The organism is Pedococcus dokdonensis (assembly GCF_900104525.1).
Taxonomy (GTDB): Bacteria; Actinomycetota; Actinomycetes; order Actinomycetales; family Dermatophilaceae; genus Pedococcus; species Pedococcus dokdonensis.
Genome location: NZ_LT629711.1, coordinates 3,623,198 through 3,645,747 on the forward strand (window position 1 = coordinate 3,623,198; position 22,550 = coordinate 3,645,747).

Annotated in this window: 21 protein-coding genes and 1 tRNA gene; 14 read left to right on the plus strand and 8 right to left on the minus strand. The window is 71.4% G+C overall.

Annotated elements, in window-relative coordinates; all coding sequences use genetic code 11:
- The first annotated feature begins 52 nt into the window (after positions 1-52).
- Together BLQ34_RS17055 and BLQ34_RS17060 are read left to right on the plus strand one after the other, a co-directional pair.
- Complete coding sequence (locus BLQ34_RS17055) at positions 53-1,816, plus strand: sodium:solute symporter family protein (RefSeq protein WP_091788253.1); 1,764 nt, start codon at positions 53-55, stop codon at positions 1,814-1,816.
- Positions 1,817-1,827: 11 nt separating this feature from the next.
- On the plus strand, positions 1,828-2,163 hold the full coding sequence (locus BLQ34_RS17060) for a hypothetical protein (RefSeq protein ID WP_091788256.1): 336 nt from the start codon (positions 1,828-1,830) through the stop codon (positions 2,161-2,163).
- A 131-nt stretch (positions 2,164-2,294) separates the two neighbouring features.
- Here the strand turns inward: BLQ34_RS17060 and BLQ34_RS17065 are convergent, their stop codons facing one another.
- The 3 genes from BLQ34_RS17065 to BLQ34_RS17075 all read right to left on the minus strand — a co-directional run bounded on the left by BLQ34_RS17065 (position 2,295) and on the right by BLQ34_RS17075 (position 4,721).
- Positions 2,295-3,479, minus strand: coding sequence for an MFS transporter (locus BLQ34_RS17065; protein WP_091788259.1), 1,185 nt, complete (start codon positions 3,477-3,479; stop codon positions 2,295-2,297).
- A gap of 79 nt (positions 3,480-3,558) precedes the next feature.
- Positions 3,559-3,960: a VOC family protein gene (locus BLQ34_RS17070; protein ID WP_091788262.1), complete on the minus strand. Its 402-nt coding sequence runs from the start codon at positions 3,958-3,960 to the stop codon at positions 3,559-3,561.
- Positions 3,957-4,721, minus strand: coding sequence for a TetR/AcrR family transcriptional regulator (locus tag BLQ34_RS17075; RefSeq protein WP_231961334.1), 765 nt, complete (start codon positions 4,719-4,721; stop codon positions 3,957-3,959). Before BLQ34_RS17075 ends, BLQ34_RS17070 begins: the two co-directional genes overlap by 4 nt.
- A gap of 123 nt (positions 4,722-4,844) precedes the next feature.
- Between BLQ34_RS17075 and BLQ34_RS17080 the strand changes: the two genes are divergently transcribed.
- Positions 4,845-5,891: an NAD(P)-dependent alcohol dehydrogenase gene (locus BLQ34_RS17080; protein WP_091788264.1), complete on the plus strand. Its 1,047-nt coding sequence runs from the start codon at positions 4,845-4,847 to the stop codon at positions 5,889-5,891.
- Positions 5,892-5,984: 93 nt separating this feature from the next.
- Here BLQ34_RS17080 and BLQ34_RS17085 read toward each other — a convergent pair whose 3' ends face one another.
- Positions 5,985-6,788, minus strand: coding sequence for a dioxygenase family protein (locus BLQ34_RS17085; protein ID WP_091788267.1), 804 nt, complete (start codon positions 6,786-6,788; stop codon positions 5,985-5,987).
- 165 nt (positions 6,789-6,953) lie between these two features.
- Between BLQ34_RS17085 and topA the strand changes: the two genes are divergently transcribed.
- The 10 genes from topA (at position 6,954) to BLQ34_RS17135 (ending at position 18,865) form a co-directional block, all read left to right on the plus strand.
- Positions 6,954-9,755: a type I DNA topoisomerase gene (gene topA, locus BLQ34_RS17090; protein ID WP_091788270.1), complete on the plus strand. Its 2,802-nt coding sequence runs from the start codon at positions 6,954-6,956 to the stop codon at positions 9,753-9,755.
- Between the two features lie 4 nt (positions 9,756-9,759).
- Positions 9,760-11,136, plus strand: a complete 1,377-nt coding sequence (locus BLQ34_RS17095) for a serine hydrolase domain-containing protein (RefSeq protein WP_091788274.1) — start codon at positions 9,760-9,762, stop codon at positions 11,134-11,136.
- Between the two features lie 92 nt (positions 11,137-11,228).
- A complete protein-coding gene (locus BLQ34_RS17100; protein WP_091790152.1) occupies positions 11,229-12,002 on the plus strand; it encodes a MerR family transcriptional regulator in 774 nt (257 codons plus the stop codon).
- A 26-nt stretch (positions 12,003-12,028) separates the two neighbouring features.
- Positions 12,029-12,652, plus strand: coding sequence for a GNAT family N-acetyltransferase (locus tag BLQ34_RS17105; RefSeq protein WP_091788277.1), 624 nt, complete (start codon positions 12,029-12,031; stop codon positions 12,650-12,652).
- A gap of 85 nt (positions 12,653-12,737) precedes the next feature.
- The gene (locus tag BLQ34_RS17110) at positions 12,738-13,298 is read left to right on the plus strand and encodes a hypothetical protein (RefSeq protein ID WP_091788280.1); all 561 of its coding nucleotides are present in this window, start codon (positions 12,738-12,740) and stop codon (positions 13,296-13,298) included.
- A 132-nt stretch (positions 13,299-13,430) separates the two neighbouring features.
- Positions 13,431-14,732 carry a sensor histidine kinase gene (locus BLQ34_RS17115; protein WP_157693123.1) on the plus strand — a complete coding sequence of 434 codons (1,302 nt, stop codon included), beginning with the start codon at positions 13,431-13,433 and terminating at the stop codon, positions 14,730-14,732.
- The gene (locus tag BLQ34_RS17120) at positions 14,729-15,346 is read left to right on the plus strand and encodes a response regulator (protein WP_091788285.1); all 618 of its coding nucleotides are present in this window, start codon (positions 14,729-14,731) and stop codon (positions 15,344-15,346) included. The genes BLQ34_RS17115 and BLQ34_RS17120 overlap by 4 nt, the downstream gene beginning before the upstream one ends.
- A 189-nt stretch (positions 15,347-15,535) precedes the next feature.
- Positions 15,536-16,153: a dTMP kinase gene (gene tmk / locus BLQ34_RS17125; protein ID WP_091788288.1), complete on the plus strand. Its 618-nt coding sequence runs from the start codon at positions 15,536-15,538 to the stop codon at positions 16,151-16,153.
- Entirely contained in the window at positions 16,150-17,289 is a 1,140-nt protein-coding gene (locus tag BLQ34_RS17130) for a DNA polymerase III subunit delta' (protein ID WP_091788291.1), read from the plus strand. Before tmk ends, BLQ34_RS17130 begins: the two co-directional genes overlap by 4 nt.
- 34 nt (positions 17,290-17,323) lie before the next feature.
- Positions 17,324-18,865 (plus strand): alpha/beta hydrolase, encoded by a 1,542-nt coding sequence (locus tag BLQ34_RS17135; protein ID WP_091788294.1) that lies wholly within the window; start codon positions 17,324-17,326, stop codon positions 18,863-18,865.
- A 105-nt stretch (positions 18,866-18,970) separates the two neighbouring features.
- Here the strand turns inward: BLQ34_RS17135 and BLQ34_RS17140 are convergent, their stop codons facing one another.
- Positions 18,971-19,762 (minus strand): SIMPL domain-containing protein, encoded by a 792-nt coding sequence (locus tag BLQ34_RS17140; RefSeq protein ID WP_091788297.1) that lies wholly within the window; start codon positions 19,760-19,762, stop codon positions 18,971-18,973.
- A gap of 151 nt (positions 19,763-19,913) precedes the next feature.
- Here BLQ34_RS17140 and BLQ34_RS17145 point away from each other — a divergent pair.
- A tRNA-Thr gene (locus BLQ34_RS17145) sits at positions 19,914-19,987 on the plus strand.
- A gap of 208 nt (positions 19,988-20,195) precedes the next feature.
- On the opposite strand, the gene BLQ34_RS17150 is transcribed toward BLQ34_RS17145, so the two are convergent.
- The 3 genes from BLQ34_RS17150 to BLQ34_RS17160 all read right to left on the minus strand — a co-directional run bounded on the left by BLQ34_RS17150 (position 20,196) and on the right by BLQ34_RS17160 (position 22,458).
- Positions 20,196-20,603: a (R)-mandelonitrile lyase gene (locus BLQ34_RS17150; protein ID WP_091788299.1), complete on the minus strand. Its 408-nt coding sequence runs from the start codon at positions 20,601-20,603 to the stop codon at positions 20,196-20,198.
- Positions 20,604-20,692: 89 nt separating this feature from the next.
- Positions 20,693-21,295 carry a cyclophilin-like fold protein gene (locus tag BLQ34_RS17155; protein ID WP_091788302.1) on the minus strand — a complete coding sequence of 201 codons (603 nt, stop codon included), beginning with the start codon at positions 21,293-21,295 and terminating at the stop codon, positions 20,693-20,695.
- On the minus strand, positions 21,292-22,458 hold the full coding sequence (locus BLQ34_RS17160) for a Bcr/CflA family efflux MFS transporter (protein ID WP_197674734.1): 1,167 nt from the start codon (positions 22,456-22,458) through the stop codon (positions 21,292-21,294). Before BLQ34_RS17160 ends, BLQ34_RS17155 begins: the two co-directional genes overlap by 4 nt.
- Positions 22,459-22,550: the final 92 nt, after the last annotated feature.

Sequence of the window (22,550 nt, forward strand, 5' to 3'; positions counted from 1 at the left end):
ATACGCCCTAGGTTGTGATGAGGTCCGCCGACGCACCGCCCAGGAGTCGCTGATGAACGCCCTCGTCCCCCTCGCCCTTCCGGCCGCAGAGCCGTTGATCGACGCGAACTGGCTCGACTACACCCTGGTCGCGATCTACTTCGCGTTCGTGCTGGGCATCGGTGTCATGGCCAGGCGCTCGGTCTCCGACTCGATCGACTTCTTCCTGTCCGGGCGTTCGCTGCCCGCGTGGGTGACCGGTCTGGCGTTCATCTCGGCCAACCTGGGTGCCGTCGAGATCATGGGGATGTCCGCCAACGGTGCGGAGATCGGCCTCCCGACGGTGCACTACTTCTGGGTGGGCGCGATCCCGGCCATGCTCTTCCTCGGTGTCGTGATGATGCCGTTCTACTACGGCTCCAAGGTCCGCTCGGTGCCGGAGTTCATGTTCCGGCGGTTCGGCACCGGGGCGCACCTGGTCAACGCGATCAGCTTCGCGTTCGCCCAGCTGCTGATTGCCGGTGTGAACCTTTACCTGCTCGGCTCGATCGTGCACGCGCTGCTCGGCTGGCCGCTCTGGGTGGCGCTGATCGTGGCGGCCGCGATCGTGCTCTCCTACATCACCCTCGGTGGGCTCTCCGCGGCCATCTACAACGAGGTGCTCCAGTTCTTCGTGATCGTCGCGTCGCTCCTGCCGCTGACCCTGATCGGCCTGCACCGCGTCGGCGGCTACGGCGGGCTCAAGGACAAGATCGAGGCCTTCGCGAGCTCCGCGCCCGCGGGGGCCAAGGTCGCCCCCGCAGCGCAGCAGCTGGAGTCCTGGCCGGGGCAGGCGCTCTCCGGCTTCGACTCGCCGTTCTGGTCAGTCGTCGGCATCGTCTTCGGTCTCGGCTTCGTGCTGTCCTTCGGCTACTGGACGACGAACTTCGTCGAGGTGCAGCGCGCGATGGCCTCGAAGTCCATCTCCGCGGCGCGCAAGACGCCGATCATCGGCGCCTTCCCCAAGATGTTCGTGCCGTTCCTCGTCATCTTCCCGGGCATGGTCGCCGGGGTGCTGGTCAAGGAGATCATGGACCTCAAGAACGGTGGGTCCCCGCCGGGTGGTGCCAGCGGCGAGGGAGTGAAGTACAACGACGCGCTCCTGCTGCTGATGCGCGACATCCTCCCCAACGGCCTGCTCGGCCTGGCCATCGCGGGTCTGTTGGCCGCGTTCATGGCCGGCATGGCCGCGAACATCTCGGCCTTCAACACGGTGTTCAGCTACGACCTGTGGCAGCGCTACATCCGCAAGGACCACAGCGACGACTACTACCTGCGGATCGGTCGCCTCGCCACGGTCGCGGCGACCCTCATCGCGATCTTCACGGCCACGCTGGCGAGCAGCTTCTCGAACATCATGGACTACCTCCAGACGCTGTTCGGGTTCTTCAACGCTCCGCTGTTCGCCACGTTCATCCTCGGCATGTTCTGGAAGCGGATGACCCCGACCGCAGGCTGGGTCGGCCTCGCGAGTGGCACGCTCTCGGCGGTGCTGGTGGCCTTCCTGTCGGAGGACGCCTTCGGCTCGGCCAGCCAAGGCGTCATCCCCCTCTCGGGGCAGGGCGCGAGCTTCGTGGCCGCCTCGACCGCGTTCGTCGTCGACATCGTGCTCAGCATCGTGGTGAGCATGGCGACCCAGCCGAAACCGGCGTCCGAGCTCAAGGGCCTGGTCTACTCCGAGACGCCCAAGGAGGACCTGGTCGACCCGGAGGAAGCCAGCCTGCCGTGGTACCAGCGCACCATCCCCTTGGCCGGGATCGCGCTCGTCATGGTCCTCGTCCTCAACTTCGCGTTCTAAGGAGGCTGCACATGTCTGACAAGACCCCCGACGGCTCGAACGCCGACCCCTCGGCCAAGGCATCGGGTGGCCACACCGCCGGCGCCTTCGACATCCGCAACATCATCGGTGCGCTGCTCGCCATCTATGGCGTGCTGCTGCTCCTCGCTGGCCTCTTCATGGACACCGAGGAGGCCAAGACCGGCGGCGTCAACGCGAACCTCTGGACCGGTCTGGCGCTTGCGGTCGCCGGCGCAGCCTTCCTGCTCTGGGCGCGACTCAAGCCGATCATCGTGCCGGCCGACGTCGAGCGCGCCGAGGACGACCCGACCCGGCCCGCACCGCGGCGTCGCCCCGGCGCTCACTGACGCCCGAGCCGGCCGACGACAGACGGGTGTGCCGCGTGGTCACCACGCGGCATACCCGTCAGTGCGTCTCGGCGACCGGTTGTCGGCGCTATCTCATGCAAAAGGCGAGTTAGCGCCGAAGGATCCCGGCGCTAACTCGCCTTTTGCATGGGTGAGCGCCGGGCCGGGCCGCGTCGGACGGAACCTGCGGTGAAGGCGAGGACGGCTGCGGCGGCGATGCCGAGGACTCCACCGCACACCCACATCAGCCGCGGACTCACCTCGAAGAGGGCACCGGCCAGGGGTGGCGCGATGACCGTGCCACCGATCGACGCCGCGCCGTAGAGGCTCTGGTAGCGGCCGTGCATCCCGTCAGGGGCGCGGTCGGACGCATGGGCGGTGGCCGTCGGCTTGTAGAGCATCTCGCCGGCGGTGACGACGGCGACTGCTGCGAGCACCACGACGACGCCGGGCGAGGGCGCGACGACGACCCAGCCGATGCCGACCAGCAGGAAGCCCAGCGCGATGAGACGCTCCGGCGCACGGTCTCGCAACCGGTGCGCGAGCCACGGCTCGAACAGCACGATGAGCGCACAGTTGAGGGAGATGGTGGTGCCGTAGACCCACGGTGCCGCGCCGAGGGCGTCGAGCTGCCACGGCACGGCGGAGTAGGCGAACCGGTAGGCCGTGTCGGCCGCGACGACCGTGAGCAGGAGCAGGACGAAGCGCGGGTCCTGCCGCAGCGCCGCGAGCAGGCGGGTCGGCGTGCCGTCCGGGAGCGGGACGCGCGCCGCGCGCGGGACCACGAAGAGCACGACCCCCAGCATCATCAGGCTCGCGGCTGCGTCGATCACGAAGATGGCGCCGAAGTGGTGCACCGCCAGCAGCCCACCAAGGGGAGGGCCGAGGACGGTGCCCGCGTTGTTGACGGCGCGCATCCACGCGGTGGCCTGCCGACGGTGCTCGGTCGGCAGCGCGCTCGTGACGAGCGCGAACGACACCGGTCGGCCCACGCCGCCGAGCGCACCCATCAGGAAGAGCACCACCGCGAGCGTCGCCGTGGGGGTGAACGGCACCAGCAGGCAGCCGATCGCCGACGCGAGCGAGGCCAGGGCCAAGGTCGGGCGCAGTCCGAACCGGTCACCGACCGAGCCGCCCGCCAGGTTGCCGGCGATCATGCCCAGGCCCCAGACCGCCGCGATCGACCCGGCGGCACCCTCGCTCAGACCGCGGTCGGAGACGAGGTAGAGCGGGATGAACACCCAGGCCATCGAGCCCAGCGCGTTGACGAACCGGCCGAGCAGCAGCCACCGGACCCAGCCCGGCAGCTCCCTCACGCGGGTGCCGTCGCGCCGGGCGACAGTGCGCGGGGCGCCAGTGCGCGGGGTGCCGGGACCGGCGACCCGGAGCGCGCCGTCACCACATGGCCTCGAGCTCGCTCGTGCCGAGGGCCGGCGGGTCGTAGCGCGGCTGGTAGAGGGTCATCGTCCCTGCGCCGGGCACCACCAGCCGGACCGTCGTGCCCCACGGCTGCTCGACGACCCCACCCTCGAACTCGGCGCCACGCTCCTCGAGCTCGGCCATCGTGGTGGGGAGGTCGTCGCACATCAGCGACAGGTCGAAGCGCTGGTCCGTCCCGCCGGTCTCGCCGCCGTGCTCCCAGCTGGACGGGTGGGCCGCGAGCTCGCTCGGGCCGGTGCGGAAGATCAGCCAGCCACCGCCGGTGTCGGTGGCGGGGAAGCGCAGGACGTCGCGGAAGAAGTCGCGGGCAGCGGCCGGGTCGTGCGCGTAGACCAGGGTGTGCAGGGCGGTGATCATGGCACCACGGTAGAAGCCCGGCGACGCTCCAGCCCGTCGAGGACGACGTCGAGCCCGAACTCGAACTCGGTCTGGTCGTCGCACCACCCGAGCGTCGCCCCGGGCTCGTCGTGCGCGACCTCGCCGAGCATCTCGACGAGGTGCGGGATCTGGGTCGCCATCGCCGCCAGCATCTCCTCGGACGCGTCCTCCGAGCCGGTGTCGCCGGGGTCGAACAGCTCCTGCGAGAAGCCGATCACCCGGCTGCCCAGGGCGTGCAGCGAGTGGTGCGCGAGGTCGTTGCTGAAGCCGCTGGCTCGCAGGATCGACACCACCCCGTCGAAGTAGCGGACCACGTCGAGGCTCATCGTCGTGCGGGTCTCGAGCACGCCCGGTGCCCACGGGTGCCGCAGCATGACGGTGCGCGCGGCCAGCGCTCGAGCCCGGAGCGCACCCTGCCAGTCGACGGCGGGATCGGGGGACTCGAGACCGTCGACCGCGGCGAGCAGCTCACCCGCCACCTGGTCGACCATCGCGTCGAGGAGGGCCTCCTTGCCGGCGACGTGGTTGTAGAGCGACATCGCCTCGACGGCAAGCTCCTGGCCGATCCGCCGCATCGACACGGCCGAGATGCCCTCGGAGTCCGCGACGTCGACCGCGGCCCGCATCACCCGCTCGCGGTTGAGCGGCGTGCGTGGCGCGCTCTTCGTGCCCGTGGCTCGCTGCGCCGTGGCTCGCTGCGCCGTGGCTCGCTGCGCGGCGCGCTTGGCGGTGTCGGTCACGGGTCCCTCCGGTCGGCGTGGTGGTCGACTCGCATGCTAGCTCTCGGCCATTGACAGACTTACGGCGTAGGTCTACCTTACAGCGTAAATTTACACCGTAAGTCCTGCGATGAGGAGACCACCATGAACCACCTCGACCAGCCCCGCTCCGCCGCCGTGGCAGCGAGCCGGGCAGACGGCATACCCACCACGATGCGGGCCGCGGTGCACGAGCGCTACGGCGCACCCGAGCAGGTCGTGACGGTGCGAACCGTCCCGGTGCCGGAGGTCGGCCCCGACGACGTGCTGGTGCGGGTCGCTGCGGCGTCGGTCAACGCACTGGACTGGCACTACGTCACCGGGCTCCCGATGTTCGCCCGGCCGACCCTGGGCCTGCGCCGCCCGAAGCGGCAGGTGCCGGGGGCGGACGTCGCCGGGACCGTCGAGGCGGTGGGCGCGGACGTGACGCGGTTCAAGGTGGGCGAGCGCGTCTTCGGTGAGGTGTCCGGTGGTGGCTTCGCCGAGTATGTCGTCGCCCCGGCCGAGTCGCTGGTGCCCGTCCCCGAAGGGGTCGAGCTGGAGACCGCGGCCACGATCGGGGTCGCGGCCGAGACCGCGCTCCAGGGCCTGCGCGACTGGGGTCGCCTGGAGCGGGGTCAGCGGGTGCTGGTGAACGGGGCATCGGGTGGGGTCGGCACCTTCGCGGTGCAGCTCGCCAAGGCGCTGGGTGCGTCCCACGTGACGGCCGTGTGCAGCACCGGCAACGTCGAGGCCGCCCGCGCCGCTGGAGCCGACCGGGTCATCGACTACACGCGCGACGACCTGCGCTCACTGGGGGAGACGTTCGACGTGTTCTTCGACAACGCCGGCACGCTGCCGCTGCGCACCTGCAAGCGGATGGTGGCCGAGGGCGGCTCCTACGTCAGCGTCACGTCCCCGAAGTCGACCTGGCTGCACCCGTTGCCGCGGATGCTGGCGGTGCCGCTCGTCTTCGCGGTCGGGAGCCGTCGGGGGCCGGCCTTCAAGGTGGCCTCGCGCAACCGCGCCGACCTCGAGCTGCTGATCGACCTGGTCGCGCGGGGCCTGGTCACGCCGGTCATGGACCGTCGCTGGGCGCTCGCCGACGCCCCCGAGGCGCTGCGCGTGCAGGGTGAGTTCCACGCCAAGGGCAAGTCACTGGTCATCCCCTGACCCCGACTCGACCCGCAATACGGCAGTTGCGTCGCCTTCCGCCCGGCAATTGCCGGGCGGAAGCCGACGCAACTGCCGTATTGCGGGGGGCGGTCAGGCGAACTGCCAGGACCGCTTGCTCAGTCCGAACCAGAACCCGTCGATCACGCTCTCGTTGTCGAGACTGCCCGACTCGTATGCCGCGCCGAGGCTCACGTAGAGCGGCGCCCAGTGCTCGGTGCGCGGGTGCGCCTCCCGCGCGGCCGGCGCCTTGTGCATGAAGTCGAGGATGGCGTCGACGTCCTGGCGCTCGAGCGCCTCGGCGGCCCAGTTGTCGAACTCCGAGGAGGCCGTCGGCGGCGTGCCGTCGGGGCCGCCGGCCGGGTTGAACCAGCGCAGGTTGTGGGTGGTGAAACCCGAGCCGACGATCAGCGTCCCCTGGTCGCGCAGCGGAGCGAGCTTGCGGCCGAGGTCGAACAGCGCCCGCGGGTCGAGGGTGGGCATCGACATCTGGAGCACCGGGATGTCGGCGTCGGGGTACATCTCGACCAGCGGCACGTAGGCGCCGTGGTCCAGGCCGCGGGTCTCGTCGCGGTGCACCGGGGTGTCGGCGGTGTGCATCAGCTTGGCGACGTCGGCCGCGAGCTCCGGCGCACCCGGGGCGGCATACGTCACCTCGTAGTAGTGCCGCGGGAAGCCGTAGAAGTCGTAGACGAGGGGGACGTCGCCGGTGGTCGCGGAAAGGGACAGCGGCGCCTCCTCCCAGTGCGCGGAGACCATCAGGATGTTCGCGGGCTTGTCGAACGTCGACGACCACGACGAGAGCTGGTCGGTCCACACCGGGTCGTCGGCCAGCGGTGGCGCCCCGTGGCTGAGGTACAGCACGGGCTGGCGGGTGGTGGTCGCGGTCTCGCTCATACCTCGACCATACCCGACTTTACTTGAACCTTCAACTAATGTTGGAGACCCGGCATGGACCCTGCGTCACGAACTTGACGCGCTCGGATACCGTCATCGGCGACGCACGTGTCCATGCAGCGACGAATCCGCTGCACACGAGGGTCAGGAACCGAGGTTTGAACCATGAGTGAGGGGCGCAAGCTCGTCATCGTCGAGTCGCCGGCCAAGGCGAAGACGATCGGCGGCTACCTGGGCAAGGACTGGGACGTCGAGGCGTCGGTCGGCCACATCCGCGACATCCCGACCCCGTCGGAGATGCCCGCCGAGATCAAGAAGGGCCCGTTCGGCCGGTTCGGCGTCGACGTCGACCACGGCTTCGAGGCCTACTACGTCGTCGACTCCGACAAGAAGAAGAAGGTGTCGGAGCTCAAGCGGCTGCTCAAGGGTGCCGACGAGCTCTACCTGGCCACTGATGAGGACCGTGAGGGCGAGGCCATCGCGTGGCACCTGCTCGAGGTGCTCCAGCCCAAGGTGCCGGTCAAGCGGATGGTCTTCCACGAGATCACCAAGGAGGCCATCCAGCGGGCCGCCAACACCACCCGCGACCTCGACGTCGCCATGGTCGACGCCCAGGAGACCCGGCGCATCCTCGACCGCCTCTACGGCTACGAGGTCAGCCCGGTCCTGTGGCGCAAGGTCAAGGCGGGCCTGTCCGCCGGCCGTGTGCAGTCCGTCGCGACGCGCATGGTGGTCGAGCGCGAGCGCGAGCGGATGGCGTTCGTCCGGGCGTCCTACTGGGACGTCGTGGGCGACTTCACGCCCGATGGTGCGGCCAACCAGTTCGGGGCGCGGCTTTCTGCGGTGGACGGCGATCGCGTCGCCACCGGGCGCGACTTCGCCGATGACGGCACGCTCAAGTCCAAGAACGTCGTGCACCTCGACGAGGAGACCGCGAACTCCATTGCCGCACAGGTGATCTCGGCCCAGGTCGCAGTCACGAGCGTCCAGGAGAAGCCCTACACCCGCCGCCCGTCCGCACCCTTCACGACCAGCACCCTCCAGCAGGAGGCCTCGCGCAAGCTCCGCCTCTCGTCCAAGAACGCCATGCGCGTCGCGCAGCGCCTCTACGAGAACGGCTACATCACCTACATGCGCACCGACAGCACGACGCTGTCGGAGGCCGCCCTGACCGCGGCCCGCCAGCAGGCGCGCGACCTGTATGGCGCCGAGTACGTTCCCGACGCCCCGCGCCGCTACGAGAAGAAGGTCAAGAACGCCCAGGAGGCGCACGAGGCGATCCGTCCCGCTGGCGACCGTTTCCGCACGCCCGCCCAGGTGGCCGGCGAGCTGCGCGGTGACGAGTTCGCGCTGTACGAGCTGATCTGGAAGCGCACCGTCGCGTCGCAGATGGCCGACGCCCGCGGCTCGACCGCCACCGTCAAGCTCGGCGGCACGCTGGAGGACGGCCGGGTCGTCGAGTTCAGCGCCTCGGGCACCGTCATCACGTTCCGGGGCTTCCTCGCCGCCTACGAGGAAGGTCGCGACGATGAGCGCGCCAGCAAGGCCGCGGAGGCCGAGGAGGAGCGCCGGCTGCCCAAGCTCAGCGAGGGCGTGGCGATCACCACCCTGCGCGCCGACGCCGATGGCCACGAGACCTCGCCGCCGCCGCGCTACACCGAGGCGACGCTCGTGAAGGCCATGGAGGAGAAGGGGATCGGTCGCCCCTCCACCTATGCCAGCACAGTCGGCACGATCCAGGACCGCGGCTACGTCAACACCCGCGGCAACGCCCTCATCCCGACCTGGCTCGCCTTCGCGGTGACCCGGCTGCTCGAGGAGCACTTCGGCGAGCTGGTCGACTACGACTTCACCGCGTCGATGGAGGAGGACCTCGACCGCATCGCCGGAGGCGACGAGCAGCGCGCCGACTGGCTGCAGCGGTTCTATTTCGGTCATGGGCTCGGCGGTGACGGCGGAAGCGGTGCGGCTGTCGGTGGCCGCGCCAACGAGCCGCTGTCCGGCCAGGGCCTCAAGCAGCTCGTCGAGGACCTCGGCGAGATCGACGCCCGCGAGATCTCGACCATCCCGATCGGCGAGGGCATCGTCGTGCGGGTCGGTCGCTACGGTCCGTACGTCGAGGAGACCGTGCCGCATGGCGTCGACCTTTCCACCGGTGAGATGAGCGACGACGCGGCGACGACGCCCCGGCGCGCCACGATCAACGACGACATCGCTCCCGACGAGATGACCCCGGCCAAGGCACGCGAGCTGCTCGACCAGTCCGCGGACGACGGCAAGGTGCTCGGCCAGGACCCGGCCAACGGTCGCGACATCGTGGCCAAGGCCGGTCGTTACGGTCCCTACGTCACCGAGGTCCTCGACGAGGAGACCGCCGCACTCAAGGGCAAGGCCAAGGTCAAGCCGCGCACCGCGAGCCTGTTCAAGGACATGGACCTCGCGACCATGGACCTCGAGACCGCCCTCAAGCTGCTCAGCCTGCCGCGGGTCGTCGGCACGACGACCGAGGAGGACGGCACCGAGGTCGAGATCACCGCGCAGAACGGTCGCTACGGCCCCTACCTCAAGAAGGGCACCGACTCGCGGTCGCTGACCACCGAGCAGCAGCTGTTCGACATCACGCTCGAGGAGGCGCTGGCGATCTACGCGCAGCCCAAGCAGCGCGGGCGGGCTGCCTCGGCCCCGCTGAAGGAGCTCGGCAACGACCCCGTGTCGGGGCGGCCGATGGTCGTCAAGGACGGTCGCTTCGGCCCCTACGTCACCGATGGCGAGACCAACTCGACGCTGCGCAAGGGCGACGACCCGGAGTCGATCACCCCCGAGCGGGGCGCCGAGCTGCTCGCCGAGAAGCGCGCCAAGGGGCCGACCACCCGCAAGCGAGCGGCCAAGAAGACGACGAAGAAGACGGCGGCGAAGAAGACCGCCAAGAAGACGACGGCCAAGAAGGCCACGACGAAGAAGGCCTGACCGCATGCCGGACGCCAGCCCGCTCGACCCCACCACCGTCCGCGCGCTCGACCGGCGGCTGGCCACCGAGCAGGCCGACAGCCGGCTGCCCTCGGTCGCGGCGGGACTGGTCCGCGGTGGCGCGCTCGTGTGGTCGGGTGCCGTCGGCACCGTCAGCGGGCGGGCCGACGGCGAGCCGGCCGGCACCGACACGCAGTACCGGATGGGGTCGATCACCAAGACCTTCGTGGCCGTCGAGGTGCTGCGCCTGCGCGACGAGGGCAGGCTCGGCCTCGACGACCGGATCGATGCCCTGCTGCCCGACGTCGTGGGGTCGGAGTTCGGCAAGGCCACCGTGGCGCAGCTGCTGTCGCACTCCTCCGGCCTCCAGGCGGAGACGTCCGGACCATGGTGGGAGCGGGTGCAGGGCGGCGGTTGGGACGACCTGCTCGCGAGCCGGCCGGCCCTACGGTTCCGTCCCGGCGCGCGGTTCCACTACTCCAACGTCGGGTATGCCGTGCTGGGCGAGCTCGTGGGCCGGTTCCGGGAGGCGGGGTGGGACGAGGTCGTGCACGCGAACCTCCTGCAGCCACTGGGAATGGCGCGGACCTCGACCCGACCGACCGGTGCGGCAGCGCCCGGGTGGGGCGTGCACCCGATGGCCGACCTCCTGCACGTCGAGCCGGAGCACGATGGTGGCGCGATGGCGCCGGCCGGCCAGCTCTGGACGACGGTCGAGGACCTCGCGCGGTGGGCGGCGTTCCTCGCAGGCGACACGGCCGGGCTGCTCTCGGCGGCGACGCTCGAGGAGATGTGCCTGCCGCTGGTCGTCAACGACACCCCCGGTATGGCGTGGACCGGGGCCCACGGCCTCGGGTGGCAGGTCTGGAACCTCGAGGGGCGGCGGTTCGCCGGCCACGGCGGGTCGATGCCCGGCTTCCTGGCGGGTCTGCGCGTCGACCTCGAGACCGGTGACGGCTGCGTGGTCTTCGCGAACGCCACCTCGGGCCTGTCGCCGACCCTCACGCCCGACCTGATGCGTCTGCTCGCCGAGCGCGAGCCACGACCGGTCGCGACCTGGCACGCGGAGGCCCAGCAGACTCCGGCGCTCGAGCTGGTCGGCGACTGGTACTGGGGCACGACCGGCTACGACCTGCGGCTCGCCGCCGACGGCCACCTGGTCCTCGGCGAGCCGGGCAAGCTGCGCGGCACCCGGTTGCGCCCGACCGAGACCGGCTGGATCGGGTTGGACGGCTACTTCGATGGCGAGCCGCTGACGGTGGTCCGCGGGGACGACGGCCGGGTCAGCCATCTCGACCTCGCGTCGTTCCGGCTGAGCCGCACCCCGTACGACCCGGCGGCCGACATCCCCGGCGACGTGCACCCCGACCGCTGGCACTGAACCCCTCACCCGGCCACGCGTCATGCCTCCCCGCCACGTGCCCGAGCCAAGGGCTTGACCCTCACGCGGCGTGAGGCGTCACAGTGGTCGACATGAGGGAGACGACCGAGGTGCTGCTGACCGTGGGCCAGGTGGCCGAGCGGCTCGACGTGACGGTGCGGACGCTGCACCACTACGACGAGATCCGGCTCGTGCAGCCGAGCGAGCGGTCGGCGGCGGGCTACCGGCTCTACACGGCCGACGACCTGACCCGGCTGCAGCACGTCGTCGTCTACCGGCGGCTCGGGTTCGCCCTGGAGGAGGTCGCGCTCCTGCTGGACCACCCCGAGAGCGTCGAGCAGCACCTGCGCCGCCAACGTGCGGCCGTCGCCCAGCGCCTCGACGAGATGCAGGACCTCGTCGCGGCGATCGACCGAGCACTGGAGAGAGAGATGAACGACGAGCACGCCACCGCCGAGGACCTGAAGGAGCTCTTCGGCGACGGCTTCGAGGACGCCCAGGCCGAGGCCGAGCAGCGGTGGGGCGACAGCGACGCCTGGAAGGAGTCCCAGCGCCGCACCAGGAACTACACGAAGGCCGACTGGGAGGCGGTCAAGGCCGAGAGCGACGCCCTGCACAAGGGTTTCACCGATGCCATGGACGCGGGGGAGCCGCCGACGAGCGTGGCCGCGATGGACGCCGCCGAGGCGCACCGTCTGAACATCCACGAGCGCTACTACGACTGCTCCCCGCAGTTCCACCGCAACCTCGCCGACATGTACACCAGCGACCCGCGGTTCACCGCCACCTATGACGAGATCCGGCCGGGGATGGCGGTGTACGTCCGCGACGCCATCTACGCGAACGCGGATCGCCAGGAGCAGTAACGGCGCTCGCTGGTTAGGCTCGGGCGATGGGGCGCCGTCCGACCGACCAGCACGCACCTGGCTTCGCCGGGCTGGTGTGGCCGGTCCGCACGCGTCGCACGACGCTGCGGCCGGTCACGCCAGCCGACCGCGACGCGGTGCACACCTTCCGCAGCCGCGAGGACGTCACCACCTACCTCGGGCGCGGTCCGATGACTCCCGAGGACGTCGACGAGCGCATCGCCGAGAACCTGGCCCGCGCTCAGCCCGGCCACGAGCACCCGTTGCTGGGCCTCGTGATCGAGCTCGACGACGCGGTGGTGGGTGACTGCATGGTCCGCTTCGAGCCCGACGACAACGGCATGCGGATCGCCTTCATCGGCTACACCCTGCACCCCGACGTGGCCGGGCGTGGTCTGGCCACCGAGGTGGCGCGAGCACTGGTGCGGCTCTGCTTCACCGAGCTGGGGGTGGCGATGGTGCAGGCCGACGTCTTCGTCCCCAACATCGCCTCGCAGCGTGTGCTCGAGAAGGCGGGGCTCCGGCGGATCGGCATGACCCCTGCCGGCAGCGAGGGGGAGGGACACCCCCGCATGGACGACCTCCTGTATGCCGTGACCGCCGCCGAGTGGGCCGCGTCGCCGCACCCGGGTGGCCGGGACGAGCCGTGAGGTACTACGACCATCGCCCAATACCGCGCGACCATGACCCACACGCACTCTGGATCCGTCACACTCCGGTACGGAAGGATCCATCATGAAGCGCACGACCATCACCCTGGCCGCCCTGCTGGCCGCCCTGGTCCCGGCTGCCGTCGGGCTCTGGGGCAACGCGTCGTTCTCGCAGGCCGTTCCGGTCCGCGTGCCGGCCAGCGCCCAGGTGATCACCACGAGCCCGACCGCGGACGACCACGGCGGCGACACCCCGCGCGACCAGCGCACCGAGCCCGGGGACGACCGCGACGACCGCTCGGCCACCTCCACCCGCACTGCCACCCCGAGCGGCACCCGCACCACCGAGGCCGGCGACGACCACGGCGGCGACACCCCCCGCGACGACCGCACCGAGCCCGGCGACGACCGCGACTCCACGTCGGGCCACAGCGGGTCAGGCTCGGGCGGGTCGGGCTCGGGCTCGAACTCCGGCCCGGGGTCGACCAGCTCCGGCTCCGGTTCGAGTGGTTCCGGCTCCGACGACAGCGGCTCGGACGACCACGGCGGCCACGGTTCCGACGACAGCGGCTCGGACGACCACGGCGGTCACGGTTCCGACGACAGCGGCTCGGACGACCACGGCGGCCACGGAAGCGACGACTGAGTGGAGCAGCGCACGACCCCGGTCGCCTCGACGGAGCCCCTGCCCGTCGAGGCGACCGAGCCTGCGCCCTGGGTGACCGTCTCGCGCCGGCGGGAGGCGCCGGCGACACAGCAACCGGTCAGCCCGCGACGGGTGGTTACCCAGGTCGTGGGCGGCCTGGCCGTGGTGCTGCTGGTGGTGGGCCTGCTCGGGTCGTGGGCCGCGCAGCGGCTGGCCGAGCGCGAGGCGGTGACCGACGCGGCGACCATCGCCGACGTGCTGGCGGAGGCGGTGATCACGCCGTCGCTCACCGACGCGCTCGCGGACGGTGACGCCGCGGCCGTGACGGCGATGGACGCGGTGGTGCGTGAGCGGGTGCTCGGGCCACGCGTCATACGGGTGAAGCTCTGGTCACCGGAGGGGAAGGTGCTCTATGCCGACGAGCCGCAGCTCGTCGGCCGCACCTTCCCGCTCAGCGACGACCAGCGGGTCGCGCTCTCCCAGCCCCAGACCAAGGCCGAGGTGTCCGCGCTGGACTCGACCGAGAACGAGTTCGAGACCGGCGGCCGGGCGCTCGAGGTCTACCGGCCGGTCTGGACGCCGAGCGGCCGGGAGCTGCTCTTCGAGACCTACTCGCCCTACGACTCGGTGAGCCAGCGCAGCGGTCAACTGTGGCGCGGCTTCGCCGGGGTCACCGTGAGCAGCCTCCTGCTGCTCGTGGTCCTGACCGCGCCGATCCTCTGGCGGCTGCTGCGCCGGCTCGGTGAGGCCCGGCGCCAGCGTGAGCGGCTGCTCGAGCGCACCCTGGAGGCGTCGGAGGCGGAGCGGCGGCGGATCGCCGCGACGCTGCACGACGGGCCGGTCCAGGACCTGGTGGCTTCGGCCTTCGTCGCGGCGGGTTCCGCGGCGCGAGCCGAGGCGTCCGGCCAGCCCCGCATGGCCGACGACCTGCGCGGGCTGGCTGCCTCGGTGCGCGGCAACATCCGCACCCTGCGCACCCTGCTCGTCGACATCTACCCACCGAGCCTGGCCAGTGCCGGCCTCGCGACCGCGCTCGTCGACCTCGCGCAGTCGGCTGCTGCTCGCGGCCTCACCGTGCAGGTCGACGTCGAGGGGGCGGACGACCTCGGGTTGACCGAGGACCAGGAGCGGCTGGTGCACCGGGTCGCGCAGGAGTGCCTGCGCAACGCCGCGAAGCACGCCGCACCCTGCACGGCGACGATCCGGCTCGCGCGCGAGGGTGGGTCCGTGGTGCTGGACGTGCTCGACGACGGCCCGGGCTTCGACCCGGCCGGTCTCGACACCCCGGCCGAGGGTCACTTCGGGCTGCGGGTGCTGGCCGACCTGGCGAGCGACGCGGGAGCGGTGTTGCAGGTGGCTTCGCGGCCGGGTGCGGGCACGCACTGGCGGATGGCCATCCAGCCGGAGGGTGACGGCGCGGAGGTGGGCTCGTGATCCGGGTCGTGGTGGTGGACGACCACGCGATGGTGCGCACCGGGCTGGCCGCCCTGCTGGAGGCCAGCGACGACGTCGCCGTCGTGGGTCAGGCGGCCGACGGACGCGAGGCCACGAGCGTCGTCGCCCAGACGCTCCCCGACGTCGTGCTGATGGACCTGTCGATGCCGGTGATGGACGGTGTCGAGGCGACCCGTGGGGTGCTCGCTGCCGTGCCCGGGGCCAAGGTCGTCGTCCTGACCTCGTTCTCCGACCGGCGGCGGGTCAGCGAGGCCCTGGAAGCCGGGGCGGTGGGCTACCAGCTCAAGGACTCCGAGCCTGCCGACCTGCTCGCCGCGGTCCGGGCGGCCGCGGCCGGGCACGTCCCCCTGGACCCCCGGGTGGCCCGGGTGCTGCTGCCCGAGCCGGGGTCCCGCGCCGTGGACGGGCTGAGCCCGCGCGAGCAGGAGGTGCTCCGCCTGGTCGCCGACGGGCTCGCGAACAAGCAGATCGGCCGGGCGCTCGGCATCACCGAGCGGACCGTGAAGGCGCACCTGGGGCGGGTGTTCCGGCAGATCGGCGTGCTCGACCGCACCAGTGCGGCCCTGTGGGCCCGCGACCACCTCGACACCTGACGAGGTCGCGGCCCTGCAGGAACCTTTGCTAGCAAAGGAAACTGCGAGACGGACAGGTTGCAACCTGTCCTCCATGACGAAACCTTTGCTAGCAAAGGTTCGTGCAGCGTGGGTATGCCGCGGGGCCGAGCCGGCCACGCGGCACACCTGTGCGTGGGGGCTGTCCGCCCGCTGGCCTAGGCTCGGGCCGTGACCGACGGACTCTTCATCGCCTTCGAGGGCGGCGACGGCGCGGGCAAGTCCACCCAGGTGGCCCTGCTCCGTGCGGCCTTCGAGGCCGCAGGGCGCACCGTGACGGTCACCCGCCAGCCCGGCGGCACGCCGCTGGGCCAGCAGATCCGCGACATGGTGCTGCACGGCGACCACGTCTCGCCGCGCGCCGAGGCGCTCCTCTACGCCGCCGACAAGGCCCAGCACGCCGACCTCTTCCTGCGCCCGGCGCTCGCGGCCGGCGACGTGGTGCTCACCGACCGCTACACCGACTCGTCGGTGGCCTACCAGGGCGCCGGTCGAGACCTGGGTGCCCAGGAGATCCACGACCTCAACATGTGGGCCGTCGACCAGCTCGTGCCCGACCTGACCATCGTCGTCGACATCTCGGCCGCGGAGGGGCGGCGGCGTCGTGGTGACGTCCACGACCGGCTCGAGGCCGAGGGTGACGCCTTCCACGAGGCGGTGCGGGCGCACTACCTCGCGATGGCGCAGGGCAACCCCCAGCGTTACGTCGTCGTCGACGGCACCCTCGCCCCCGACGACATCCACGCGCAGGTCGCCGACCGGCTCCGTCGGATGGGGGTCCTGCCGTGACCGTCTGGCGTGACGTCATCGGCCAGGACACCGCGGTGGGCACGCTCCAGCGGGCCGTGACCGACCCCGGCTCGATGACCCACGCGTGGCTGCTCACCGGCCCCCCGGGTTCCGGGCGGTCCGTGGCGGCGCGTGCCTTCGCGGCGGCCCTCGAGTGCCCTCTGGGCGGGTGCGGGGAGTGTCGCGAGTGCCGCACCGCCGTCGACGGCTCCCACGCCGACGTCGACGTCATCGCCACCGAGGGGCTGTCGATCAAGGTCGAGCAGGCCCGCGACCTCGCCGCGATGTCGGCGCTTCGACCGTCCGTGGGACCGTGGCGGGTGATCATCGTCGAGGACGCCGACCGCCTCACCGAGCGCGCCGCCGACGCCCTGCTCAAGGCCATCGAGGAGCCGGTGCCCCGCACCGTCTGGATCCTCTGCGCGCCGTCGCTCGAGGACGTCGTCATCACCATCCGTTCGAGGTCCCGGCACGTGCGGCTGCGGACGCCGCCCGCCGAGGCGGTGGCCGAGCTGCTGCACCGGCGCGACGGGGTCGAGATGCCGATGGCCATGTATGCCGCGCGGGCCGCGCAGAGCCACGTCGGCCTGGCGCGCCGGCTGGCTCGCGACGAGGGGGCCCGGATCCGCCGCCGCGACGTGATCAGCCTGGCCGGTCGGATCCACGGGGTGGGCGACGCGATCGGCGCCGCGGCCGACCTCGCCTCCATCGCCGACGAGGAGTCCACCGCCGCGGCGTCCGAGCGCGACACCGCAGAGCGCAAGCGGCTGATGGAGCTGCTGGGCGCCGATCCGTCCGCGCGCACCCAGCCACCGCACATCCGCAGCCAGCTGGCCGGCCTCGAGAAGGAGCAGAAGGCCCGGGCCACCCGGCACTCCCGCGACGTGCTCGACCGCTCCCTGGTCGACCTGCTCTCGGTCTACCGCGATGCGCTCATCCTGCACAGCGGGGCAGCCCTCGGGCTGGTCAACCAGGACAGCCTGCCGATCGTCCAGGGTGTCGCCCGCTCGATGAGTGCCGAGCAGCTGCTGCTGGCGATGGACGCCATCGGCACCGCCCGCGAACGCATCGGCCTCAACGTCGCCCCCCTCCTCGCACTGGAGGCGATGGCGATCTCGCTGCGCGTGCCGCGGTGAGTGCTCCCCAGCCACGCGGGATACCGTCGAGCGCATGACACGACAGGGACGACTCCTGGTGGCCACCGCCGCTGCCTTGGCGGTGGGTCTCTCCGGGTGCTCCCTCATCCCGGGCGACGACCAGCCGGCGGTCACGCCGGTCCCCACCACGGCGCGGACGCCCCCGGCCGGCTCGGAGGCGCTCGCGAAGTTCTACGGGCACAAGCTGACGTGGAAGGGTTGCGGCTTGGGAGAGTGCGCCGGGCTGTCGGTGCCGATGGACTACGCCAAGCCCGAGGGCGAGGTGATCACGGTGCAGGTGCTGCGGATGCGCGCCACGAAGAAGTCGCAACGACTCGGGTCGCTCGTCGTCAACCCCGGCGGCCCCGGCGCCTCGGGCATCGACTACGCCCGTGCCGCCGACTTCATCGTCGGCAAGCCGGTGCGCCAGCGCTTCGACGTCGTGGGGTTCGACCCGCGGGGCGTGCAACGCTCCAGCCCGGTCGACTGCCTCAGCGACGAGGAGATGGACGACTTCCTGGCGCAGGACCCGACGCCCGACGACGACAGCGAGGTCGCCTCGTTCATGGGCTCGATGAAGGTGCTCGGGGAGGGGTGCCTCCAACGCACCGGGCCGCTGCTCGGCCACATCTCGACCGAGGACACCGCCAAGGACCTCGACATCCTGCGGTCGGCGCTGGGTGACGCCAAGCTCAACTACCTCGGCAAGTCCTACGGCACGCAGCTCGGTGCGGTGTATGCCGGGCTGTTCCCGCAGCTGGTCGGCCGGATGGTCCTCGACGGTGTCCTGCCGCCCGACCTCACCTGGGAGGAGTCGGCGGTCGGTCAGGCCGAGGGCTTCGAACGCGCCGCGCACGCCTGGGCCAGGGACTGCGTCGACGACGGCGACTGCCCGCTGGGCGACTCCGAGTCCGAGGTCATGGCTGGGCTCGGCGACCTGCTCAAGCGGCTCGACCGCACGCCGGTGCCGATGCGCGACGGGCGCGAGTCGGAGCTCACCGAGGGCTGGGCCACGGTCGGTGTCGCCCAGGCGATGTACGACCAGGGCTCATGGGGGGCGCTCACCGACGCACTGCGCCAGGTGGTCACGCAGGACAACGGCACCGAGCTGATGCTGATCGCCGACGAGTACGCGCGACGCGACCCCAGCGGGAAGTACACCGCCAACCTGCTCGAGGCGTTCTACGCGATCAGCTGCCTCGACAGCCCCGGGCGGCCGGACGCGAAGTACTACGAGGACATCGTCGCCAGGGCCGAGGCCAAGGCTCCGGTGTTCGGGGAGGCCCTCGCCTGGGGCGCGGCCACCTGCAGCGCCTGGCCGGTGAAGTCGGGGGAGGGCCCGCGCAAGATCAGCGCCGAGGGCAGCGGTCCGATCGTCGTGATCGGCACCACCCGCGACCCGGCCACACCCTACGAGTGGGCCGTGCGCGAGCGTGCCCAGCTGGCGAACGCGCGGTTGCTGACCTTCGACGGCGACGGCCACACGGCATACACCCGGTCAAACAAGTGCATCGACGACGCGGTCAACGACTACTACACGAAGGGCACGGTCCCGGCCGACAACCTGAAGTGCTAGCCGCGCCGCACTGCCCCGCGCCGCACTGCCTCGCGCCGCACTGTCCGGCGCCGCACTGGCCCGCGCCGCACTGTCCGGCGCGAGCGCTCACCGCGCCGCGCCGGGTCAGCGGAAGGCGTAGACCACGGTGACGGTCACGCCGACGTTCTCGCTGCCGGCACTGATCGGCACCGGCGAGGCGCTGTCCTTGCTCGCCGCAGCACGCACGTCGTAGGCGACCGGCGGCGGGTCCGAGACCGTTTCGGAGATGCTGACGACGGCGCCGAGGTCACGCCCGGACGCCGTCGCGTACTGCTCCGCCTTGGTCTTCGCGTTGGCGACGGCCTTGTCGCGGGCGGCACTGAGCAGCTTGCCGTTGTCCTCGAGGTCGAGGCTGATCCCGTCGACCTGCACCGCGTTCCCGCCGGCCGTGACCGCGGCGCTGATCGCTGCCCCGGACTTGCCGAGGTTGCGCAGGGTCGCTGTGACGCCCTCGCTGACGAGGTAGCCCTTGACGACCGGGCTGGAGCTGGTCGGATAGGCGTAGTCGGGCTGGATGTTGAGGTCGGAGGTCTGGACGTCCTTGCCGGCGACGCCGTTCTTGCTCAGCGAGGACTGCACGCGGGCGGTGATCGCGTTGGCCGACTTGAGCGCCTCGGCCACCGTGTCACCGCGGGTCTGGACGCGGAGGTCGAGCCGCAGGGTGTCGGGCTTGCCGGCGACCTGAGCAGTGCCGGTGACGGTGATGCCGGGGCTGCCCGCTGCGGTGCCACCGGTGGGGTTGGTGGCGATCGGGTACGAGACGAGGGGTGCGGCCGAGGCCTCCCGACCGGAGTGGGAGCCGGCCCAGAAGGCTGCTCCCAGCACGACGACGGTCGCCGCGGCGACCGCTCCACGGGACATCTGCTGGGTGCTCATGGCGGTGGGACGGTATGCCGCGTGGCTCGGTTCCGGAGCCTCGCTGGTGGGGTGGCGGGCTCGGTTCTGCGAGGGCGCCGGGCTCGGACTCGGCCGGTTCGGATTTCCAGCGGCCGATCCGTATACTCATCGTCCGTGCCTCCGGGCACCTGCCCCCTTAGCTCAGTCGGCCAGAGCGATTCACTCGTAATGAATAGGTCATCGGTTCGATTCCGATAGGGGGCTCAGCGAACGCCCTCGACTCCGGTCGGGGGCGTTTCTGCCTTCAGAGGGCTCCGCCGGCCGACGAGGAGCGGCCTTCGGACCGGCCGGCCTCGTCGTTGCGGTCCACGGCACGAAGCAGGCTGTTCTACTTCCCGCTGTAGACGGGGAACACGCTGTGGTCAGGGGATCCGTCCTTCCATCGGTGGTGAAGGTCGTGGTGACTGGCGTGTCAGGCGCCGTACTCGGCGTCGGTGACGTGGTCGAGCCAGGTCACGACCTGACCGGAGTTGTCGGCTTCCTGGACGGCGATGTGGGCCATGAAGCGGTCGGCGGTGGCGCCGTGCCAGTGCTCCTCGCCGGGTTCGATGTACACGACGTCGCCGGGCCGGATCTCCTGGACCTCGCTGGCCTCGCCGGTTCTGCGGCGGGCGACGTAGCCGATGCCGTCGGTGACGTAGAGGGTCTGGCCCTTGGGGTGGTGGTGCCAGGCGGTGCGGGCGCCGGGGGTGAACCTGACGTGCGCGCAACCGACTGCGGACTGGTCGTCGGGGTTGCGGATGCCGTCGATGTAGACGGCGCCGGTGAACCAGTCGGCGGGGCCGGTGGCGGTCTGCCCGCCGCTGTGGGTGAGCTTCATGAGTTCTCCTCGGTTCTTCGGATTGGGTCGGTCGGTGCGTTGCTGCCGGTGGCCGGAGTGGGGTCAGTTGGTGGTTCCCGGTGTCACGGTCAGGAGCCGTGCACGGTGACGGTGACCTGGACGTCACCGGGCATCGCCGCCAGCCGCGTAGCGGCGCCGGGTTCGAGCGTGCCCAGGATGACGATGCCGTCGTAGTAGGACTGGTCGCCGTAGTAGAGGACGAGGTCCTGGCCGGGTGCGTAGTAGCCGAGGTCGCCGACGTCCGGGTCCGCCCCCGCGGGTTGCCCCGCAAGGTTGAGCGGGGCGCGGAGGGGCCCGGTCTTCTCGACGCCGCCGTGGTCGCTCATGCGGACGGTCTGGGGGAGCTGGGCCATCAGGTCATCGGCGGCGGGGGTGTCGGTGAGGGTTGCGATGAAGTGTTCGTTCCCGACACGGATGTCGATCTGCATGGTGCCTTCCTGGGTGGGTGCGTTGTCCCGGTCGCCGCTGGCGGTGGACGTGGTGGGAGCGGGGCTGGTTCGGTCAGGGACGCTGTCGCGTTGGCTGCCTTGCTGGGACGTGTGGCGATCAGTGACGTCGCTGCGAGGAGTGGGCTGCGTGGTCGCGTCGCACCCGGTGAGCGCGAGCACTGCTGCCATGGTGGCGACGGTGAGCAGGCCACCGGTGCGGCCGCGCGGGTGACTGACCTTCATGCGCGTGCGCCGTGCCTGCCGGCTACCAGGTGGGCCACGGTGGATGCCCCGGTCAGCACCAGGACGATGGTGGCCATGGGGACGGCGGTGTCCTGGCCCCCCAGTGCGGCCAAGGGGGCGATGGTGCCGGCCATCACCCACTGCAGGAAGCCCAACAGCGCCGATCCCGTTCCCGGGTGGCGGGGCACGGCGGCGGAAGCGAGGGCGCCCGCGTTCGGGCCCACGAGTCCCTGCCCGGTCATCAGGACGAAGAAGCCCCCGAGGGCCACGGGGAGAGGCATCGAGAACCACCCGGCCCCGACGGCCAGCACGGTGCCGGCCACGCCGGTGGCGGCGAGTCCAACCGTGATGAAGGTCCGGGCGGGGATTCGGTGGGCGTACCGGGCGGCGACCAGTGCCGCGGCTGTCATGCCGGCTGCGTTGGCTGCGAAGTCGACCGAGTACTGAACCGGCGTCAACCCGTTCATCGACTGGAGCACGTAGGCGGAGGTGGCCACGTAGGCGAAGGTGGTGCCCATCGAGAACGCGAACACCACCAGGTGGCCGCTGAACACGCGCGAGGACAGCACCTGCCCGGTCGCACCCAGGGTCCGCCTCAGGCCACCGCCCTGACGTCGTGCGACGGGAAGGGTCTCCGGCACCGCGACCGCGACGGCGGCCAGCATCACGGCAGCCAAGGCGGCGACCACCCAGAACGAGACCCGCCAGCTGGACACCGACAGGACCAGCGCGCCGAGCAGGGGCCCGACGACCGGGGCGGTCCCCGCGACGGCGGCGACCACGTTCATCGCACGAACCATCCGTGCACCCTCGGTGAGGTCGACGACCACGGACCGCGCGATGACCATGGCCCACCCGCCGGCGAACCCTTGCACCAGCCGGGCGGTCATCATCACTGAAACGGTCGGGCTGAACGCGCACACCACGGACGCGACGACCAATGCCACCAACGCCGCGAGGAGGGGGCGGCGACGGCCGACCCGGTCCGAGAACGGTCCACCGGCCAGCTGCCCCAGAGCCATGCCGACGAAGAACGTGGTCAGGGTCAGCTGGACCTGCGTCGCGGGTGCGGCGAAGTCATGCCCCACCAGCGGGAAGGCAGGGACGTACATGTCGGTCGCCAGCGGTGCGATGGCGGTGATCAGCACGATCGTCGTCAGCACCGACGCCGACAGCCCCGCAGCCGCAGCCGACCTCGGTCGCGTTGGCGGACGCGATGCCGGCCGCGAAGGTGCCGGGCCCAGGGGGGTGTCGG

Bases quoted from the DNA above. Each gene is read 5' to 3' on its own strand.
- BLQ34_RS17060 (WP_091788256.1), top strand. From the start codon at position 1,828: ATGTCTGACAAGACCCCCGACGGCTCGAACGCCGACCCCTCGGCCAAG.
- BLQ34_RS17150 (WP_091788299.1), bottom strand. From the start codon at position 20,603: ATGAAGCTCACCCACAGCGGCGGGCAGACCGCCACCGGCCCCGCCGAC.
- BLQ34_RS17085 (WP_091788267.1), bottom strand. From the start codon at position 6,788: ATGAGCGAGACCGCGACCACCACCCGCCAGCCCGTGCTGTACCTCAGC.
- BLQ34_RS17100 (WP_091790152.1), top strand. From the start codon at position 11,229: ATGAGGGAGACGACCGAGGTGCTGCTGACCGTGGGCCAGGTGGCCGAG.
- BLQ34_RS17095 (WP_091788274.1), top strand. From the start codon at position 9,760: ATGCCGGACGCCAGCCCGCTCGACCCCACCACCGTCCGCGCGCTCGAC.
- BLQ34_RS17055 (WP_091788253.1), top strand. From the start codon at position 53: ATGAACGCCCTCGTCCCCCTCGCCCTTCCGGCCGCAGAGCCGTTGATC.
- BLQ34_RS17140 (WP_091788297.1), bottom strand. From the start codon at position 19,762: ATGAGCACCCAGCAGATGTCCCGTGGAGCGGTCGCCGCGGCGACCGTC.
- topA (WP_091788270.1), top strand. From the start codon at position 6,954: ATGAGTGAGGGGCGCAAGCTCGTCATCGTCGAGTCGCCGGCCAAGGCG.
- BLQ34_RS17080 (WP_091788264.1), top strand. From the start codon at position 4,845: ATGAACCACCTCGACCAGCCCCGCTCCGCCGCCGTGGCAGCGAGCCGG.
- BLQ34_RS17105 (WP_091788277.1), top strand. From the start codon at position 12,029: ATGGGGCGCCGTCCGACCGACCAGCACGCACCTGGCTTCGCCGGGCTG.
- BLQ34_RS17155 (WP_091788302.1), bottom strand. From the start codon at position 21,295: ATGAAGGTCAGTCACCCGCGCGGCCGCACCGGTGGCCTGCTCACCGTC.
- BLQ34_RS17135 (WP_091788294.1), top strand. From the start codon at position 17,324: ATGACACGACAGGGACGACTCCTGGTGGCCACCGCCGCTGCCTTGGCG.
- BLQ34_RS17110 (WP_091788280.1), top strand. From the start codon at position 12,738: ATGAAGCGCACGACCATCACCCTGGCCGCCCTGCTGGCCGCCCTGGTC.
- BLQ34_RS17070 (WP_091788262.1), bottom strand. From the start codon at position 3,960: ATGATCACCGCCCTGCACACCCTGGTCTACGCGCACGACCCGGCCGCT.